This window comes from Paenibacillus crassostreae, assembly GCF_001857945.1.
Lineage (GTDB): Bacteria > Bacillota > Bacilli > Paenibacillales > Paenibacillaceae > Paenibacillus_AQ > Paenibacillus_AQ crassostreae.
Genome location: NZ_CP017770.1, coordinates 290,674 through 307,458, shown reverse-complemented (window position 1 = coordinate 307,458; position 16,785 = coordinate 290,674). Strand labels below are relative to the sequence as shown.

Annotated in this window: 18 protein-coding genes; 14 read left to right on the top strand and 4 right to left on the bottom strand. The window is 39.1% G+C overall.

The genetic code is table 11. The annotated features are described in order from the left end of the window. Window positions 1-46: 46 nt before the first annotated feature. The 7 genes from LPB68_RS01450 to comI all read left to right on the top strand — a co-directional run bounded on the left by LPB68_RS01450 (window position 47) and on the right by comI (window position 7,225). A complete protein-coding gene (locus tag LPB68_RS01450) occupies window positions 47-790 on the top strand; it encodes a GNAT family N-acetyltransferase (protein ID WP_068658547.1) in 744 nt (247 codons plus the stop codon). A 96-nt stretch (window positions 791-886) separates the two neighbouring features. After that, the gene (locus tag LPB68_RS01445; RefSeq protein WP_068658549.1) at window positions 887-1,306 is read left to right on the top strand and encodes a hypothetical protein; all 420 of its coding nucleotides are present in this window, start codon (window positions 887-889) and stop codon (window positions 1,304-1,306) included. Between the two features lie 302 nt (window positions 1,307-1,608). Next, a complete protein-coding gene (locus LPB68_RS01435; protein WP_068658553.1) occupies window positions 1,609-2,001 on the top strand; it encodes a VOC family protein in 393 nt (130 codons plus the stop codon). Window positions 2,002-2,149: 148 nt separating this feature from the next. Next, the gene (locus tag LPB68_RS01430) at window positions 2,150-3,025 is read left to right on the top strand and encodes an aminoglycoside phosphotransferase family protein (RefSeq protein WP_068658555.1); all 876 of its coding nucleotides are present in this window, start codon (window positions 2,150-2,152) and stop codon (window positions 3,023-3,025) included. Between the two features lie 23 nt (window positions 3,026-3,048). After that, window positions 3,049-3,618, top strand: coding sequence for a phosphoglycerate mutase family protein (locus LPB68_RS01425; RefSeq protein WP_068658557.1), 570 nt, complete (start codon window positions 3,049-3,051; stop codon window positions 3,616-3,618). Between the two features lie 311 nt (window positions 3,619-3,929). Then, complete coding sequence (locus LPB68_RS01420) at window positions 3,930-6,836, top strand: glycoside hydrolase family 3 protein (RefSeq protein ID WP_068658559.1); 2,907 nt, start codon at window positions 3,930-3,932, stop codon at window positions 6,834-6,836. Between the two features lie 296 nt (window positions 6,837-7,132). Then, window positions 7,133-7,225, top strand: a complete 93-nt coding sequence (comI, locus tag LPB68_RS23275; RefSeq protein ID WP_232510226.1) for a competence inhibitor ComI — start codon at window positions 7,133-7,135, stop codon at window positions 7,223-7,225. 297 nt (window positions 7,226-7,522) lie between these two features. Here the strand turns inward: comI and LPB68_RS01415 are convergent, their stop codons facing one another. Genes LPB68_RS01415 through LPB68_RS01405 form a run of 3 tightly spaced genes read right to left on the bottom strand, consistent with a single transcriptional unit; the run spans window position 7,523 to window position 10,830 of the window. Further along, a complete protein-coding gene (locus LPB68_RS01415; protein WP_068658561.1) occupies window positions 7,523-8,287 on the bottom strand; it encodes an SDR family NAD(P)-dependent oxidoreductase in 765 nt (254 codons plus the stop codon). Between the two features lie 48 nt (window positions 8,288-8,335). Further along, window positions 8,336-9,568, bottom strand: coding sequence for an aminopeptidase (locus tag LPB68_RS01410; protein ID WP_068658564.1), 1,233 nt, complete (start codon window positions 9,566-9,568; stop codon window positions 8,336-8,338). A 29-nt stretch (window positions 9,569-9,597) separates the two neighbouring features. Continuing rightward, window positions 9,598-10,830 carry an aminopeptidase gene (locus LPB68_RS01405; protein WP_068658565.1) on the bottom strand — a complete coding sequence of 411 codons (1,233 nt, stop codon included), beginning with the start codon at window positions 10,828-10,830 and terminating at the stop codon, window positions 9,598-9,600. A 136-nt stretch (window positions 10,831-10,966) separates the two neighbouring features. Here LPB68_RS01405 and LPB68_RS01400 point away from each other — a divergent pair, with 136 nt between their 5' ends. Next, window positions 10,967-11,263 (top strand): hypothetical protein, encoded by a 297-nt coding sequence (locus tag LPB68_RS01400; RefSeq protein ID WP_068658568.1) that lies wholly within the window; start codon window positions 10,967-10,969, stop codon window positions 11,261-11,263. A 135-nt stretch (window positions 11,264-11,398) separates the two neighbouring features. On the opposite strand, the gene LPB68_RS01395 is transcribed toward LPB68_RS01400, so the two are convergent. After that, window positions 11,399-12,112 carry a glycosyltransferase family 2 protein gene (locus tag LPB68_RS01395; RefSeq protein WP_068658570.1) on the bottom strand — a complete coding sequence of 238 codons (714 nt, stop codon included), beginning with the start codon at window positions 12,110-12,112 and terminating at the stop codon, window positions 11,399-11,401. Between the two features lie 178 nt (window positions 12,113-12,290). Between LPB68_RS01395 and tlp the strand changes: the two genes are divergently transcribed. The 6 genes from tlp to LPB68_RS01365 all read left to right on the top strand — a co-directional run bounded on the left by tlp (window position 12,291) and on the right by LPB68_RS01365 (window position 16,685). Continuing rightward, window positions 12,291-12,518 (top strand): small acid-soluble spore protein Tlp, encoded by a 228-nt coding sequence (tlp, locus tag LPB68_RS01390; protein WP_068658572.1) that lies wholly within the window; start codon window positions 12,291-12,293, stop codon window positions 12,516-12,518. A 105-nt stretch (window positions 12,519-12,623) separates the two neighbouring features. Continuing rightward, entirely contained in the window at window positions 12,624-13,868 is a 1,245-nt protein-coding gene (locus LPB68_RS01385; RefSeq protein ID WP_071193200.1) for a DUF445 domain-containing protein, read from the top strand. A 44-nt stretch (window positions 13,869-13,912) separates the two neighbouring features. Continuing rightward, window positions 13,913-14,821: an aldo/keto reductase gene (locus LPB68_RS01380; RefSeq protein WP_068658576.1), complete on the top strand. Its 909-nt coding sequence runs from the start codon at window positions 13,913-13,915 to the stop codon at window positions 14,819-14,821. A gap of 133 nt (window positions 14,822-14,954) precedes the next feature. Then, window positions 14,955-15,695 (top strand): AzlC family ABC transporter permease, encoded by a 741-nt coding sequence (locus LPB68_RS01375; protein ID WP_068658578.1) that lies wholly within the window; start codon window positions 14,955-14,957, stop codon window positions 15,693-15,695. After that, entirely contained in the window at window positions 15,668-16,000 is a 333-nt protein-coding gene (locus tag LPB68_RS01370; RefSeq protein ID WP_068658580.1) for an AzlD domain-containing protein, read from the top strand. The genes LPB68_RS01375 and LPB68_RS01370 overlap by 28 nt, the downstream gene beginning before the upstream one ends. Before the next feature lie 127 nt (window positions 16,001-16,127). Continuing rightward, window positions 16,128-16,685 carry a nitroreductase family protein gene (locus LPB68_RS01365; RefSeq protein ID WP_068658582.1) on the top strand — a complete coding sequence of 186 codons (558 nt, stop codon included), beginning with the start codon at window positions 16,128-16,130 and terminating at the stop codon, window positions 16,683-16,685. Window positions 16,686-16,785: the final 100 nt, after the last annotated feature.

Sequence of the window (16,785 nt, the reverse complement as noted above, 5' to 3'; positions counted from 1 at the left end):
AGTTAAGGAAACTATCGTTTACATATTGATTATGGCGGTGTAATTCATGAATAAGAAAATTGAAGAGTTTTCTCTAAATGCTTGGCCAGCATTACAGAACTTTGTATATGATGGGTGGCTCTTGCGTTTCGCGAACGGATTTACTAAAAGGTCTAATTCCATAAATCCCATTTATGATGCTAGTGAGCAGAATACTCAAGAGAAGATTCAAAACTGTGAAACTATTTACACAAGTGTCGGATTGGATACGATCTTTAAAGTAACTCCTTTTGTTATACCCAAGAACATAGATAGTATCTTAGATAAGCGAGGTTATGATGTTGTTGACCTTTCAAGTGTACAGGTAATTGATTTATCAGCGATTGAGGAACCCGTAACAACGAATGTAAATATGAAAACTGAAATTAATAACGAATGGATAGATATTTTGAGTGATTTTAATAACCTTTCAGATTCTAATGCAGAAATTACAAAAAAGTTATTTTCCGTGTCATATCTAAAAAAGGGGTTCTTTACACTGTATGATAATTCGGTACCAGTTGCTTGTGGGGCCGGAGTGATTGAACAAAATTATGTTGGACTTTATGATATCGTCACAAATAGTAGATATAGAAATCGAGGGTATGGTAGAGAACTCATTTTGCATATTTTAAAGTGGGCAAAAGTAAATGGAGCAAGTCAGAGTTATTTACAGGTAGTGAAAAGCAATGCACCCGCTTTAAAATTATATGAGGGACTCGGGTATCAAGAGATTTATACATATTGGTACAGACATAAGAAGTTGTTGTAAGTAACTCAAGGTTCCGTCGTTTCGATAGTGAGTATTTCGAGGTTGGCAACATTCCTACTGCGGGCATTCCCCCTTGATAGAAAGAGGTAAAAGATAATGAAATCTATAAGAGTAATTGCCTTTTTATTTGTCGTTCTATTTCTTTTATCTAGTTGTAATAAAAAAGAAACTATAAATGATCTCGACTTTTCATTATATAAAACATCAGAATTGAGCACTGACTCTGGCGAAGCTGGAAAGATAGTTGAAGAAAATTCCGCCATTATTACCTCAAATGATATTGATAGCTATCTATGGGATGGAAAAGTTTTGAAAGTCAATATCAATAAAGTTCATGAAAAGTTAGGGGGGCAATTGAATCAAGGATTTGTATTTAAAATAGATGAGAAGAAGGTTTATTATGGGGCTTTTATAAATCCGTTATCATCATATAGGCCAGATAAGAACGTAAAGATGTTTTTAATTGACATGCCGAATCAAGAACAATTTATAGAAATTTATAGAACTAATAGCTAATATGAGATTTGTAAATATATCATTGTAGGTAATTAAAACGTCTAATAACATATTACTACTGCAGGCAGGTTTGAAGGCGATTACATTGGAGAAGGAAGGGGTAACACTTTGGATAGTGATGAAATCCTGGACCAAGTTGCTTCATTGTTCTCAAGAAGTGAATAGAAGAGAAGCGGATTCAGCGAACAACCTTGCGCGGCAAGCCTATCGGATTCGAAGATATACAAACGCTATTAGAAATCGTGGCACTACAAGAAAAGAAATAGTATCCTTAATCAAGTAATCTCAGAGAGGAAATTCAAATGAAAGTTCAAGGATTCAATCACGTAACAATAAACGTTAGAAATCTTGAAATATCAATAAACTTTTATACAAGTGTTCTTGGGCTAAATATAAGGCATAAAGGAAACAAGGATGCATATTTAGAATGGGGAAGTGCATGGATCTGTTTGATTGAGCAAGATAGTTACAGTGAACATATAGAGAGACAACTAGGAGTAGATCATGTTGCATTTTATATTCCAGAGGATCATTTCAAAGAAGCAGTAAAATCACTCCAAGATAATCATGTAAAGTTAGTAAGAGAAGCAATAAAGCGTGGTACAGGCTGGTCAATCAATTTCTTGGATCCAGATGGAACTCAACTTGAATTACATACATCAAATTTAGAGGAAAGAATGAAGGTATGGAACTAAAAAAGCCACAACATCTGATGACATAACATTTCTGCTTCGACGTTGACGCTCCTTGGTTGCCAAGAGGGATATCAAAGAAGCATATTAGCGACACATTCGATCGGCTGAGTTTAGCAAATGTTATTAAAGACAAAGAGGAGAAGAATTCATGGAACTCGAAATTACTATAAGTGAAATTAATACGTTATTCCAATTACATAATATTAAAGATCAAGTTGTACAATTGCAAAGATTATCCGGAACAACTAATGGTATTGTTTTAAGATTAGAATCCATTCAAGGCAGTAAGTATATATTGAAATTTGATTATCCGAATCAAATTCATTTAGTTGAACAATTGCTGAATACCTATAAAAACTCAGTTTTATTACCGAAAATTCTTTTTACTGCCCAAGATAACTCACATTTTCTTTACACGTTTATTGATGGTACAACTCATTTTAATCGTGGAACAAAAAAGAACTGGTTAACAATATTGGTAAAAGAATTACTCAATAAATATGTTGAATATCATGATAGTAACATATGGGGGAGAATTGAATACCCGCGTCAAACTTGGAAGGAATTTAATGAAATTAGTATCGAGGAGGCCAAAATTAATATTGGAAGTATATTAACAAACGATGATTATAAATTCGTAAAATTAATAGCTAGTAAATTGTTTGATAATGAATTAGAGCAAGGAGAAAGATATTTACTACATGGTGATACTGGAGTGCATAATTTTGTTTTTGATCAGTTCACATTAATTGGTGTAATTGACCCATCTCCAATGGTAGGTCCTCTGATTTATGATTTCATTTATGCTTTTTGTTCTTCACCTGACGACATAAATATCGAAACTTTATTTACCGCATATGATTATCTAAAGGTAGGAAGAATTGAACAATCAAGATTAATTGAAGAAGTGTCCGTTCAACTATATTGTCGTGTGGGTCTAAGTGTAAAGCATCATCAAAATGATTTACCTGAATACATAAAAGCATGGAAACACTGGAAAGGTCTATGTAAGCAATTCACGTAATAATAAGCTGAAAGGTGGATTCGATGGAGTTAATATTTATTAGACATGCTCAAGGGGAACATACCGTCAATTTGCCTGTGAGTTTAGACATTCGAAACCCTGGACTTACTAAAACAGGAATAGAACAGAGCAGAATATTGGCAAATAAATTTATCTTAAAACCTGAAGATATTGTTATTGTGAGCCCTACAAGAAGGACAATTGAAACCGCTAATATATTTATTAATGAAGAGAAGATAAAGAAGTATATAAGTCCATTAATCGGTCCAAGAATGTTTCCACAAAATCCTGAGTGGTTAACTTTAGCATGTGATGAGATTTATTGTAGTGGTGATATTGAGGAACTGTATAAAGAATTTGAAGTGGTTGATTTTAATGAAGACTTATGGACAGAAGGCATAAATACAATCAATGAAAGATTATTTGAAGAACTAGTAGAACGATTTATAGATTGGATTAAGACATTCGAAACCACAGTTTATTTAATAACTCATGACGGTACGATTAATAACTACCGACAAATATTAGAAGAAAGAAACCTTACAAGAACTGATTTTCTGAAAGAAACAGAATGGTATAAGGTAATTTTGTAAGTATTGCCACCACTCAACTGATCCTAGAGAGACCTCCAGTTTAATAAATGAACAAAAATATTCTCAGGCTTATATTAAAGAGTATTTAAATGGTAATTCATTTCTATTTAAGATGATCGAACCTGTAGCCTTGATAAGGAATAAAATTATTTATTATTGCGGATGCCTCCAACATCTTATAACATGATTTCTACTATGTATTGTAAATATCCCTAATAATCTATGAAAACGTCTCTAATTATTAGGGTAGCCAAGAGGAGACAATCTTCGATAAAATTACGCAAGAGGTAACTGACAAAAGGAGGTTCAACATGTCTGAAACAATCAACTATCTATTCCAGAACACATCTCTTCCACTGGAGGAACGCGTAAACGACCTCGTTTCTCGCTTCACGTTGGAGGAAAAAGTGGGACTTATGATCCAATATCAAACGGCCGTTGAGCGGCTTGGTGTGAAAGCGTATAAACATGGTACAGAAGCTGCCCATGGTATGGCTTGGCTTGGCGAAGCGACAGGATATCCGCAACCAATTGGTCTTGGATGCACTTGGGATACCGAGCTTATGCAGAGAATTGGTAGCGCTATCGGTGACGAAGCAAGAGGATTTTATAAACAGAATCCGGAGATTAACGGATTGACGCTTTGGGCGCCTACCGTTGATATGGAGCGCGACCCACGTTGGGGCCGGACTGAAGAAGCATACGGTGAAGATCCGATCCTTGCAGGTAAGCTGGCGTCGGCACTCGTTCAAGGGATGCAAGGCGATCATCCGAAATATTTGAAAGCGATTGCCACACTAAAGCATTTTATTGCTAATAATAATGAAGTAGGCCGCGGAGACCAATCGGTTAGTATTGATCCGCGTAATATGCGCGAATATTATTTGAAAGCATTTGAAATTCCGTTTAAAGAAGGTGGCGCCCAATCCATGATGACGGCCTATAATGCCGTTAACGGAGTGCCTGCGAATCTGATGCCAGAAGTGAATGAAATTGTCAAGCAAGAGTGGGGCATGGACGGTTTTGTCGTCAGCGATGCTTTCGACGTGTCTGGTACGGTTCGCGACCATGGTTATTTGGAGACGCATAAGGAAGCCGTTGCCCGTTCCGTGAAAGAAGGCGGCATCGACAGTATCACTGACGATGGAGAGTTGATGAAGCAATCACTACGTGAAGCGTTGGCTGAAGGACTGCTCACAGAGGGAGACTTAGATGTGGCCTTGCGTAATACGTTCCGCGTTCGTTTCCGTTTGGGTGAGTTCGATCCTGAAGAAGACAATCCATACGCTGCTATTGATGAGTCAATTATTTTACATCCAGACCATGCTAAGCTATCGCGTGAAGCTACAGAAAAGGCTGTTGTTCTTCTGAAAAATGAAGGAGGCATATTACCGCTACAGGCAGATAAGCTGAAAAAAGTCGCTGTTATTGGACCACTTGGTGGTACCGTATATCGAGACTGGTACAGCGGTTCCCTGCCTTATGTGATTACGCCATTGCAAGGTATTCAAGAAAAGCTGAACGCACATGGTGGACAAACGACATTCTCTGGTGGTACAGACCGAGTTAAGCTGAAGTCGAAGCGCAATGGACGTTATGTTCAAGTACAGGCTGGCGAACAAGCTGCTCTGGCTGCAACTGGAGATGCTGGCGAACAAGCTTCTGTATTTGAATTAACGGATTGGGGCTGGGACAGCCATACAATTATCGCTGAGAATAACGGACTTTACCTAACAACGGATGACCGGATCATAAAAGCCTCAGCTGATAAAATATGGGAGTGGTTCACGAAGGAAGTATTCCTTGTTCGTCCTTCGGAAGAAGGACCTGATCAAGTAACCTTCTCAACATGGAATGATACGCCAATTACGGTTAACTCTGATAGCGGAGATTTACTCGTAGGTAGCGGTAGCGCTGAAGAAACCGCTAATGAGATTAATGTAGCGGGTGCGGCATCTGTGGCAAATGGCGAAGAAGATAAGATTACAGCCGATGTCTTTGAAATGGAGAAAGTCACGGACAAATTCCAGGCAGCAAAAGAAGTGGCTAGCGATGCGGATCTGGCTGTTGTATTTGTCGGCAATCATCCGCTCATCAATGGTAAAGAGACGGTCGACCGCCCGGACATCACACTAGCTGAATCCCAGGAGCAATTGATTAGAGAAGTTCTATCAGTGAACCCGAACACGATTGTGGTCGTGGTGGGTAGTTATCCATTTGCTCTGAATTGGGTGGACGAAAACGTTCCAGCAATTCTTTACACCACTCATGCAGGTCAAGAGCTGGGGAATGCCGTAGCTGATGTACTCTTCGGTGACGTAAATCCAGCAGGACGTCTGAATATGACTTGGTATAAATCTGTTGATCAGCTACCAGAGTTTATGGATTATGACATTATTAAGGGTGACAGAACCTATCGCTATTTCAAAGGAGATGCACTTTATCCGTTTGGACATGGGTTGTCCTACAGCACATTCCGTTATGATGGTTTAACCCTTGATCGTAAGCAGGTTTCTGTGGATCAAGATCGTGAAATCTACCTTACAGTTCGTGTGACCAATACCAGTGACTGTAAAGGAGAAGAAGTGGTGCAGCTGTATGGACATGCAGAGAATTCTCGTGTTAAACGTCCGTTGAAGCAGCTACTTGCTTTCCGTCGCGTACTGCTGCAACCAGGTGAAACGGTAGACGTGAGCTTCAAGCTACCAATGTCCGAGCTAGCGATGTGGGATGTTACTCGTGAGCGCTATGCAATCGAAAACGGAACATACATCTTTATGGCTGGTTCTTCTTCAGCAAACTTGCCGCTGAATACTGCGCTCGATGTACAAGGCGAAGTTATTCCGCCGCGTGATTTGAAGCAGTCTGTGAAGGCGATTAACTATGACGCTTACGAAGGCGTGCTGATCGATGAATGTAGGGAAGGCGGCAGCGCTACCAAAGTGAAGGAACAATCCGGATGGATCTCTTTCGAAGACGCTGAGTTTGGCGCGAGAGTGAACACAGTGAAGCTTCGCGCAGCAGCTCAGACGGCAGCATCAGTCGAAGTTCGTCTGCAGAGCCCAGAAGGTCCGCTTGCGGGTCGAGTAGAACTGTTGGCAGGTGGTGCCCAAGAATGGCGTGACTATACTGCTGAGGTGAGCGGAGTAAGTGGACGTCAGGACGTGTTCTTTATTCTCAATGGTAAAGTCTCACTGAGCATGGTTCAATTTGTGTAATCGACCTCAATCAATTATAAAAGATTATGAAAAAGAGCGAGTTCCCTTTTGGAACTCGCTCTTTTTTGAGGAGGATATATGGAACTTGATTTATACCGTAAGATAGACGGTCTCTCTTGTTGCCATTTCACGTTTAATAGTGATATGCGTGGCATCAATGAAGTTGACTCGGCCATTCAAGACCGCATAAAATAAACAAGAATAAGAACACTTGTACGATGAATGGATAAAAGGTAAAATATAGATACAATTGAATCTTGGGTGGGCATGGTTTTCCTTCGAAAGGAGGTGAAGCCATGGAGGTAAAAGATGCATTGACAATTATGTTCCTATTTGGAATGTTCATTCTTGCTCTTTTAACATACATTAACAGCAACAAGAGAAAATAAAAACCCACCCAAGATTAGAAGCAAAAGGTGGGTTTTTGTTCCTATGTGACTTTGAAGGGATTTAACCATCCAAGCCAATTGTACTGACCAAGTGTTAGCTGCACTTGGTCTTTATTAATCATATGATAACACAATCAAGCAATTGCAACAAACGGAAAATAACTAATGAGTAAAATGAATTAACGATAAAAAAGTTCTCCATAAACGATATATCATCGTTCATAGAGAACTTTTCTTTGTAAGAAACGAGGTGTCAAGTTAAGCTGTACTTGTCATCATCCATCACACTAATTTTACTCAAATTGCAGGCATCACATTCCCACCACTAACTGGGATATATGCCCCCGTGATAAAGCTTGCAAGATCGGATGCAACGAAAGCTACGACGTTTGCAATTTCCTGATCTGTACCGCGACGTTTCAAGGGAACGGTTTTGTTGTAATCTTCACTAACTTCAGTGTGATTGTTTCTGTCGTTTTCACTAATGGTCCAACCTGGTGCGATTTGATTAACGGTGATCTGATGTTCACCAATTTCCTTAGCAAGGACTCGATATACGCCGTCCATACCTCTTTTCCCAGCAACATAAGCAGATTGACCAGGGGCGTTCTGCATAGAACACTCGGTATTAATCCCAATAAATCTTCCTGCCTTACGCTCGATCATAGCAGGTACAAATGTTTTAGCTAAATAGACGCTTTGCATAACGCAGGTATTAATCTGACTCGCATAATCTTCAAGAGATTGATCTAGAACAGATTTCCATTCATATTGAACAACAGCATTAGCAACAACGATGTCTACGTGGTCGAAATGTTCAGCGATCAAATTCTTCATTTGGATGATATCATCAAATTGTGTAACATCTGCTCGGACAATTAAAGATTGTCTACCTATGGATTCAATTTCTTGCTTTAATTCATTTGCCTTAGTCTCATTACCATGATAATGAATGATTATATTCGCTCCGCACTCAGCAAGTGTACGGGCCATAACTCGACCAAGCTGTCCCGTTGCTCCTGTGATTAGTGCAGTTTTCCCCGTAAGATCGACCTGTAACATATGATTAAGCTCCTCTCGTAGCACCTATCTATTTATCAATAACTTAGCTTAGAACGCCCAGTTCCCTTTGGCAAAGATTTGTTCTTCCTTACCATCATCAGTTAAGCCGAAGATGTCCATCTCAGCAGATCCCATCATGAAGTCTACGTGAGTTATACTTTGATTCATTCCCTTGGCAGCAAGCTCTTCTTGACTCATTGTCTTTCCGCCTTCAAGATTGAACGCGTAGGAGCTACCGATGGCAAGATGACAAGATGCATTCTCATCAAACAAAGTGGTGTAATAAAGGATATTACTTTGAGATATAGGAGAGTGGAATGGCACAAGCGCAACTTCTCCTAAATAATGTGATCCTTCATCCATGTTCACTAAGCGTTCCAGCGTATCGTATCCTTCTTCAGCACTGAAATCGATGATACGACCATTCTCGAACGTAATAGAGAAACGATCAATAATATTACCACCATAACTTAATGGCTTGGTACTGCTGACTGTACCATTAACTCCGGTCTTTAGTGGGGCGGTGAATACTTCCTCTGTAGGAATATTAGCTACGAAGGAAATTCCTTGTTCATTCACACTACCAGCCTGTGCCCAAATATGACCTTCAGGGAGCTCGATAGTTAGATCCGTACCCGGTGCAACGTAATGAAGACTGCGGTACTTCTTACTATTAAGTTCATTTGATTTAGCTTGAAGTTTGTCGATATGATCATGCCAAGCTTGAATTGGGTCTGGTTGATCTGCACGGACTGCTGCAAAGATCGCATCCCACAACATATTTACTTGATCTTCTGGTGCTGCATCTGGGAATACTTTGGCTGCCCAAGCAGGGGAGGGAGCCGCAATCCCGTTCCAGCTCATTTTATCGGCTTGTTGATATTGACGGTATTTATACATCGCTTGACCGAACGTACGTTGATGATTTGAAATACGCTCAGGATCAATGCCCTTCAGAAGATCAGGACTACTAGAGATAACCGTTAGAAATGCAGCACCTTCCTCAGCGAGTTCTACCATTTCGCCAGCATGCCATGTTGGAGCTTCAAGAAATGATTCATCTGAAGCTAATTCATAGCGCATACGGGATACAGCTTCATCGGTATATTTCACTTTCACGAGTTTAGCACCCGCTTCATATGCTTTCCGTGTGATTCGTCTCACTAGATCTACAGAGTCAACCATAGCGCTTATTACAAGTGTCTGACCCGGTTGGATATTTACGCCAATTTGCACAGCTAATGTAGCATAATTATCACATTTTTCTTCAAAATTCAACATGCTGTCATTCCTCCAATATGAGTAAAAATTTATATAGCCCAATTCCCATTACGGAATACAGGTTCTTCAGTACCGTCTTCTGTAATTCCGTTGATATCCATCTGTGCTGAACCAATCATAAAGTCCTCGTGTGTTACGCTTGTATTCAATCCATGTTGTGTTAGTTCTTCTTGAGTCATATCCTTACCACCCTCGATGCAGAATGCATAAGCACTTCCTATCGCAAGATGGTTCGATGCATTCTCATCAAATAACGTATTGTAATAGAGAATATTAGACTCTGAGATCGGGGATTGGTGAGGTACAAGGGCAACTTCACCTAAGTAATGAGAACCTTCGTCGATAGCGACTAGACGCTCTAGTGCTTCTTGACCTTGTTCAGCCGTCACCTTAATGATTCGCCCATTCTCAAAGGTAATAGAGAAGCGATCGATGATATTACCTCCATAGCTAAGTGGCTTTGTGCTACTTACTGTTCCATTAACACCTGTTTTCAGCGGTGCAGTAAATACTTCTTCTGTAGGCATATTAGCTACAAAAGTATGTCCTTGTTCGTTTGTACTGTCACCTGCAGCCCAAATATGACCTTCTGGAAGTTCTATCGTTAAATCTGTACCTGGTGCGAGGTAGTGAAGTTTTTTGTATTTTTTAGAATTAAGGATCGCTGATTTAGTCGCTAATGTTTCTAGATGATGTTGCCAAGCCTCTACTGGATTAACCAGATCGACTCGTACGGTATGGAATATAGCTTCCCATAGCTTCTGAACTTGTTCTGTTGGATCAAGATCAGGGAATACTTTAGCTGCCCATTCTTCAGAAGGTACAGCAACGATAGACCAACTGAATTTATCAGACTGTACGTATTGACGGTATTTAGCTAAAGCTAGACCTCTAGTCCTTTGAGCATTTGTAATTCTTTCCTGAGGTATTCCCGTTAGTAGATCAGGGTTCTCTGCGAGAACGCTTAATACCGCAGCACCATTCTCCACTAGCTCGATGATTTCTCCAGCATACCATTTTGGTGGTTGATTAAAAGTCTCATCCGCTGCTAATTCATACTGCAGGCGAGTAATAACTTCATCACTCCAGTTGACTTTCACTAACTTAGCTCCCGCTTCATAAGCTTTCTTCACGATTAATCGAACAAATTCCACAGAAGTTATCGGTGCATTTACGACCAGTGTCTGACCTTTCTGTATGTTTACGCCAATACGAACAGCGATGTCGGCATATTTAAGTAACTGTTGCTGAAAATCCGTCATATGTAATCCTCCAATATAAATAGTAACCACAATCTATATTGTACTAAATTGGTAAGAAGAATGAAAACAGTCATGTATTTAAGCTATAAATGGTATACTATATGTACATCTTTGAAAATAAAGGAGATCATTATAGATGAACATACATATTGAACATGTTGATATGAAGCGTAACGAGGATGAACATTTCGTAGGTCATACTGTATTTGGTATAGAGGGGTATAAAGATACCTTTGAGATTACCTTTTTCAGCAAGAGAGGAAAGGAATGGGATTATAGCCTTAACTTTCACAAAGAATCAGGAAGTGAAGAAGAATTATTCCGCCTAGACCAATTGCTTGAGGAAGATGATGACATTTACAATCAATTGCTAGATGCGGCGATTGATTCTCAGGAATTAAGTTCAACAGATGAATCCGAGATTTCAGAATAATTAGAATTACGAATGTGTATATGTACTAACCGTGTATAATCACGGTTTTTTTTATTTTCGAAACACTTGATTGTGACAAAGAAACCGCCCACTAAAAAGGCGGCAAAGTAAGCTGGCATACCTTACTACATTACTTTACTTTTCTCTATCTGCGATCACACGATAGTTTTCAGTTACCGCTATGGCCTTACTCCCATTTAAATAATGTTCGTCTCCAACTCTCCATGTATGACTCTTTTTGTTCTTTCTACGCATATATACATAATTTAACGGCGATGTCGCGTATGTTACAAACCCTTTATGCATACATTCTTTCAAAAAAGTAACATCTTCTCCTACTGAACGATCTGCAAAGTGAACTTTTTTTAACACTCGTCTTCTAAATAAAATAGTACCGCCCTGCACAAATTCTAAATACTTATTTTTTTCCTTGGGCGACCTAACAACAAGCTTCTTGGTAGCTTCCAGGTACACAAGACAAGCATGCTTTCCAACAATATCACTTTTCGTGCGTATAAGCGCCTTTACCTGCTCCATTAAGTAAAACGGTGAGTAATAGTCATCATCATCAAACTTAGCGATTATCGGTAATCTAGTTCTGGAGATCCCACTGTTTAAACATTGCCCTAATGATATTTTTTCGGGTATTTTATATACTGTGACATTATCGTAGGTTCGTGTTTTCCGTCGGTATTGTTTCAGATTCATGCTGTCATTATTAAGAATGATGATTAATTCTTTATTTCTGTATTGTTGTCTTCTATAATTTTTAAGTATATTATCAAAAAATTGAGGGCGATTTGTGCATGTGATTATAGAAACCCCAACTGTACCCGTTGCTCTACCCAAATTATCACCCCTTTCTTAAAGTCTTACAACATATGAAATTGATTAAATTATGGTGTCGGCTTTAAGACTATCCTTCGTCTTTCGAATCATTGAATAAATCATCCAACCCTATGGAAAAGCTAAGATCGTGCGTATGGAAAGTTACTGCACAAATTTGATACTAAAGGGGTGCTTGTCAGTGGCTAAGCCAGATGATCGTTCAGATAATGTTGAGAAACTTCAGGAAAGTGTCCAGAATACGATTGGGAATTTCCGTGAAGCAGAAGATTACTTGAACGAATTCGGGGATGAAATTCCCGTTGAAGAAAGAAATACAATTGAAGATAAGAATGAACGACGAAAAGAAAGTATTCGTGGATTCAGATCTGAAATTAAAGACGAAGCTCAGGGCTCACAAAATCAGTAAGTGTGTAATCATTGCAGGGGGTCCATGGACTTCCTGCTTTTAATCTTTTATGATGGAGTTACCTGTTGGAGAGGTAGAACATCAAGAAATGTTAGGAGGCTGTTCATGAGAACAAGATACATAGCAAGCTCTTCCCTGATTGTGATGGGAATCGGCTTCATAATTACATTATTTCTACCACAAAATATAGCGATTCGACTGTTACAGGGTGGGTTTGAAGCTGGATTGGTTGGAGGATTCGCCGATTGGTTTGCAGTTACGGCTTTATTCCGTCATCCGATGGGAATTCCAATTCCACACACATCATTGCTTCTCAACAATCGCGATAAAATTGTAAATTCATTAATCTCCGCTATGGAGACGGAACTCCTGAACAAAGAAAGTATTAAACGCAAACTAAGTCAGATGAAACTATTTAATAATATATCAGCTGGCATTTTCAAACTTATTCGCAAACGTGAAATTAGGGAGAATGTTATCCTTTCCGTGAAATCAACGGTTGAGAATATAGCACTTGAGAATGTAGCTTCTTTCGTACAAACAGCCCTAGTTGGCTATGTTAGAAATAAAGAGCTAGAACCGCTTATAGCACGAGCTGCTATTTCCGTCGTAGAGAGTGAATATGATGAGAAAATATTAGACTATGTTTTGAATTATGGTAAGGGATGGGCGAGCAAGCCTGAAACAGAAGTGTTACTCGGTAATTTGGTACATAGTAAATTAGAGCAGTTACAACTCGGTGGCATGAAAGGATTCGCAGTCCAAGCATTCCTAGGTTTTATGAGCGAAGACAAGTTAGGTTCTCTCCTCACAGGCTTATTAGTTTCTTCAATAGAAGATCTCTCCAAACCGGAAAGTCAATATCGTGAGCGTATTATTTCAGAAATTAGAATGCAATTAACTACTGCTGCTCTGAACCCTGAAGTAACGATCCAGATCCAAACATGGTTGAATAATAAGCTGTCTGATTCTAATACTCATGGTTTTATTGTAGAACAGTTAGAAGAACTTAGGGTTCAATTGCTACACAAACTGGATGAGGAAGTTAACAATGGCGGTCGTATAATTGTATCCTCATACCGTTGGATCTCGAATATTCTTGTTAAGCAAGAACAACGGGTTCAGAAATGGGAGCAAGGTCTTCTCAATATCATAGTAAATCTTGTGGAAAAAAATTATTATCGTTTGGGTCTATTGGTCAAAGATAATCTAGATCAAATGGATGACCAGACTCTTGTACAAATGTTAGAAGATAAAGTAGGAAGTGACTTACAATGGATTCGAGTGAATGGTGCGATTTGCGGCTTTATTATCGGGTTATTCCTCGCTCTTCTTCATATGTTGGTATAAAGATGAATCACACTTAGAGCCTGTTAAATAAGAGGAGAGATTAGATGAGACAATCAAAGCTAGGTAGTTCTGATCTATGGGTAAGTGAGATTGGACTGGGTTGTATGTCAATCGGTTCGGATGAGAAGCAGGGTATTTCAATTATCCATGAAGCCTTGGATCTTGGCGTTAATTTTCTAGACACGGCTGATCTTTATGATGATGGTCAAAACGAAGCCATTGTAGGGAAAGCTATACTCGGACGCCGTGATCATATCATTCTCTCAACCAAAGTAGGAAATCGACGGATTCCGGGTCAAGAAGCGTTAGCATGGGACCCTTCGAAAAAGCATATTTTAGCATCTGTTAAAGATAGTCTTAGACGACTTCAAACAGACTATATTGATCTTTATCAGTTGCATGGTGGCATGATGAATGATCCAATGGATGAAACCATTGAAGCTTTTGAACAACTGAAGCAAGAAGGACTTATTAGATATTATGGGATTTCTTCGATTCGTCCGAATGTTATTCGTGAATATGTGACTCGTGCCAATATTGTAAGTGTAATGAGCCAATATAGTATATTAGATCGTCGACCAGAAGAAGAGATATTACCATTGTTAGCTGAGAATGATATCAGTATGATAGTACGTGGACCTGTTGCTAGAGGGATTTTATCCCCACGTGGGGACCAGAAAATAGTAAAAGGATATCTGGACCACCATACGGATGATTTAAGAATTCTTCATGAGCAGTTACAATCGTTAGTTACTGAGGAACGAAGCCTAGCTCAGATTGCATTACGGTATGTATTGTCAGATCCAGCCGTAGCGGTTACTATCCCAGGTGCAAGTTCAATAGAGCAATTAAGGCACAATATTATGGCTAGCGACATAAGCCCATTAACGGAAGATGAAATAACACTTATACGTAAGGTTAGTAAAGCTAATTTATATACAGACCATCGCTAAATTAATAGTCATTATTTAAGCTGTATAAGCGATGATGAAAGTGATTCTTGAATTAAGCTTGCCCTAGGGTAAGCTTTTTTCTAATTATGATGATATGCTTATAAATACAATGTTGACAAAAGAGGTTGAGGTAATGGAATTAGAAAAACAACATAGATTAGGCCAGCAAGGAGATAGTTTTTGGCAGGGAGTAAAAGATTGTGTACCTACACTGCTTGGATACTTAAGTATTGGATTTGCAGCTGGCGTAGTAGGGAACACCTCGGGTATGAGCTTGACTGAAATCGCATTAATGAGTGCATTGCTCTATGCTGGCTCAGGGCAATTCATCGCAGCAGGGATGATCGCAGCGAGTTCACCTATATCTGCTATTATCTTTACAATATTTTTTATCAATTTACGACATCTATTACTCAGTGCTGCTATAGCCCCACATTTCCAAGGGAAGTCTGTCATACAAAATGTACTGATTGGCTCTCAACTAACGGATGAGACTTTTGGGGTCGCGATGAATCAGGTCGCGAGTGGAAAACCTTTAGGTTATCGTTGGATGCTGGGGCTGAATATCACGGCATACTTGAACTGGTTCCTAGCAACGGTAGCTGGAGGATTACTAGGGAAATGGATTCCTCATCCAGAGAAATATGGACTAGATTTCGCCTTACCCGCTATGTTTATTGGACTTCTCGTATTACAAATGAATCATAGTAAGAAATTTGTAACCCAAGTCATCGTGGCGTTAAGCTCAGTCCTGATTGTGATCGGTGCTAGCTATCTCATACCTGGAAGTATGGGTATTATCATGGCAGCTGTTCTAAGCGCTACTATAGGAGTTGTATATGAACAATGGAAATCAGATGGTACATCCTCATAATTATACTGGGATCGGCACTTGTTACATTTATCCCCCGTGTACTCCCGCTAGTCTTACTTAGTCGTATGAGAATCCCTCCTGGGCTTATTAGATGGTTACAACATATCCCGATTGCAGTTATGGCCGCATTAATTGCACATGAGTTATTTCTCTATGATGGTCATTTCTCAATAGTTAATACTCGACTAGAGTGGTTAACTGCCATACCTACATTTGCAACTGCTATCATCACTAGAAGTTTACTCGGTACCGTACTAATCGGGCTTCTATGCATGATGTTACTAAGATGGTTATTTTTATTATAGTTTGTTGACAAGTGATTGCACGCCATCTAAACTAAGTAATGATAATGTTTATCATTTAAATTTGAAATATTCATATTAATCATTATTGGATTACATATTAGTGTGAATAATAGGGAGGAGCAAGACCATGGAATTATCTCAACTCATAAAAGAAAGAAGATCTATTCATATTTATGAAGATCGTGAGGTATCATTAGATCTTGTGAAGAATCTATTGGATACGGCGGTATGGGTACCTAATCATCGCATGACACAACCTTGGCGATTCGTCATTGTTCATGGTGAAGGACGTAAGCGTATTGCAGAGATTCAATCGAAAGGAAAAGCTCAGGATTCAACTAAGGCGCAAGAAGCTAGCTTGGCATTCTATAATCGAATGATGGACGTTCCGATGTATATTGCAGTTGTAATGAAAGAAAATCCTGTGATTAGTATCAGGGAAGAAGATTATGCATCAGTAAGTTGTATTATTCAAAACTTCAGTTTACTATCATGGGAACAAGGATTGGGTTCAGTCTGGAAGAGTTACGGGTTCATGTATGAAGCAGGCTATCGTGAAGCACTCGGAATTCAACCAGGAGAAAAAGTCGTAGGAAGTATCCATGTTGGATATGCTAGTCAAGTTCCAAATGCTCAGCCTAGAACTCCTGCATCAGATCTAATTACGGTTATTGATCAAGCATAATTTTGGTTTGAATCATTGCATATTTAATATTGTAAAATAGATCAAACCTATGAAACAATAAGAAGTGAGTTCATCACAACTTAACGTTACATAGGTTTCT

Bases quoted from the DNA above. Each gene is read 5' to 3' on its own strand.
- LPB68_RS01450 (WP_068658547.1), top strand. From the start codon at position 47: ATGAATAAGAAAATTGAAGAGTTTTCTCTAAATGCTTGGCCAGCATTA.
- LPB68_RS01445 (WP_068658549.1), top strand. From the start codon at position 887: ATGAAATCTATAAGAGTAATTGCCTTTTTATTTGTCGTTCTATTTCTT.
- LPB68_RS01435 (WP_068658553.1), top strand. From the start codon at position 1,609: ATGAAAGTTCAAGGATTCAATCACGTAACAATAAACGTTAGAAATCTT.
- LPB68_RS01430 (WP_068658555.1), top strand. From the start codon at position 2,150: ATGGAACTCGAAATTACTATAAGTGAAATTAATACGTTATTCCAATTA.
- LPB68_RS01425 (WP_068658557.1), top strand. From the start codon at position 3,049: ATGGAGTTAATATTTATTAGACATGCTCAAGGGGAACATACCGTCAAT.
- LPB68_RS01420 (WP_068658559.1), top strand. From the start codon at position 3,930: ATGTCTGAAACAATCAACTATCTATTCCAGAACACATCTCTTCCACTG.
- comI (WP_232510226.1), top strand. From the start codon at position 7,133: ATGGAGGTAAAAGATGCATTGACAATTATGTTCCTATTTGGAATGTTC.
- LPB68_RS01415 (WP_068658561.1), bottom strand. From the start codon at position 8,287: ATGTTACAGGTCGATCTTACGGGGAAAACTGCACTAATCACAGGAGCA.
- LPB68_RS01410 (WP_068658564.1), bottom strand. From the start codon at position 9,568: ATGTTGAATTTTGAAGAAAAATGTGATAATTATGCTACATTAGCTGTG.
- LPB68_RS01405 (WP_068658565.1), bottom strand. From the start codon at position 10,830: ATGACGGATTTTCAGCAACAGTTACTTAAATATGCCGACATCGCTGTT.
- LPB68_RS01400 (WP_068658568.1), top strand. From the start codon at position 10,967: ATGAACATACATATTGAACATGTTGATATGAAGCGTAACGAGGATGAA.
- LPB68_RS01385 (WP_071193200.1), top strand. From the start codon at position 12,624: ATGAGAACAAGATACATAGCAAGCTCTTCCCTGATTGTGATGGGAATC.
- LPB68_RS01380 (WP_068658576.1), top strand. From the start codon at position 13,913: ATGAGACAATCAAAGCTAGGTAGTTCTGATCTATGGGTAAGTGAGATT.
- LPB68_RS01375 (WP_068658578.1), top strand. From the start codon at position 14,955: ATGGAATTAGAAAAACAACATAGATTAGGCCAGCAAGGAGATAGTTTT.
- LPB68_RS01370 (WP_068658580.1), top strand. From the start codon at position 15,668: ATGGAAATCAGATGGTACATCCTCATAATTATACTGGGATCGGCACTT.
- LPB68_RS01365 (WP_068658582.1), top strand. From the start codon at position 16,128: ATGGAATTATCTCAACTCATAAAAGAAAGAAGATCTATTCATATTTAT.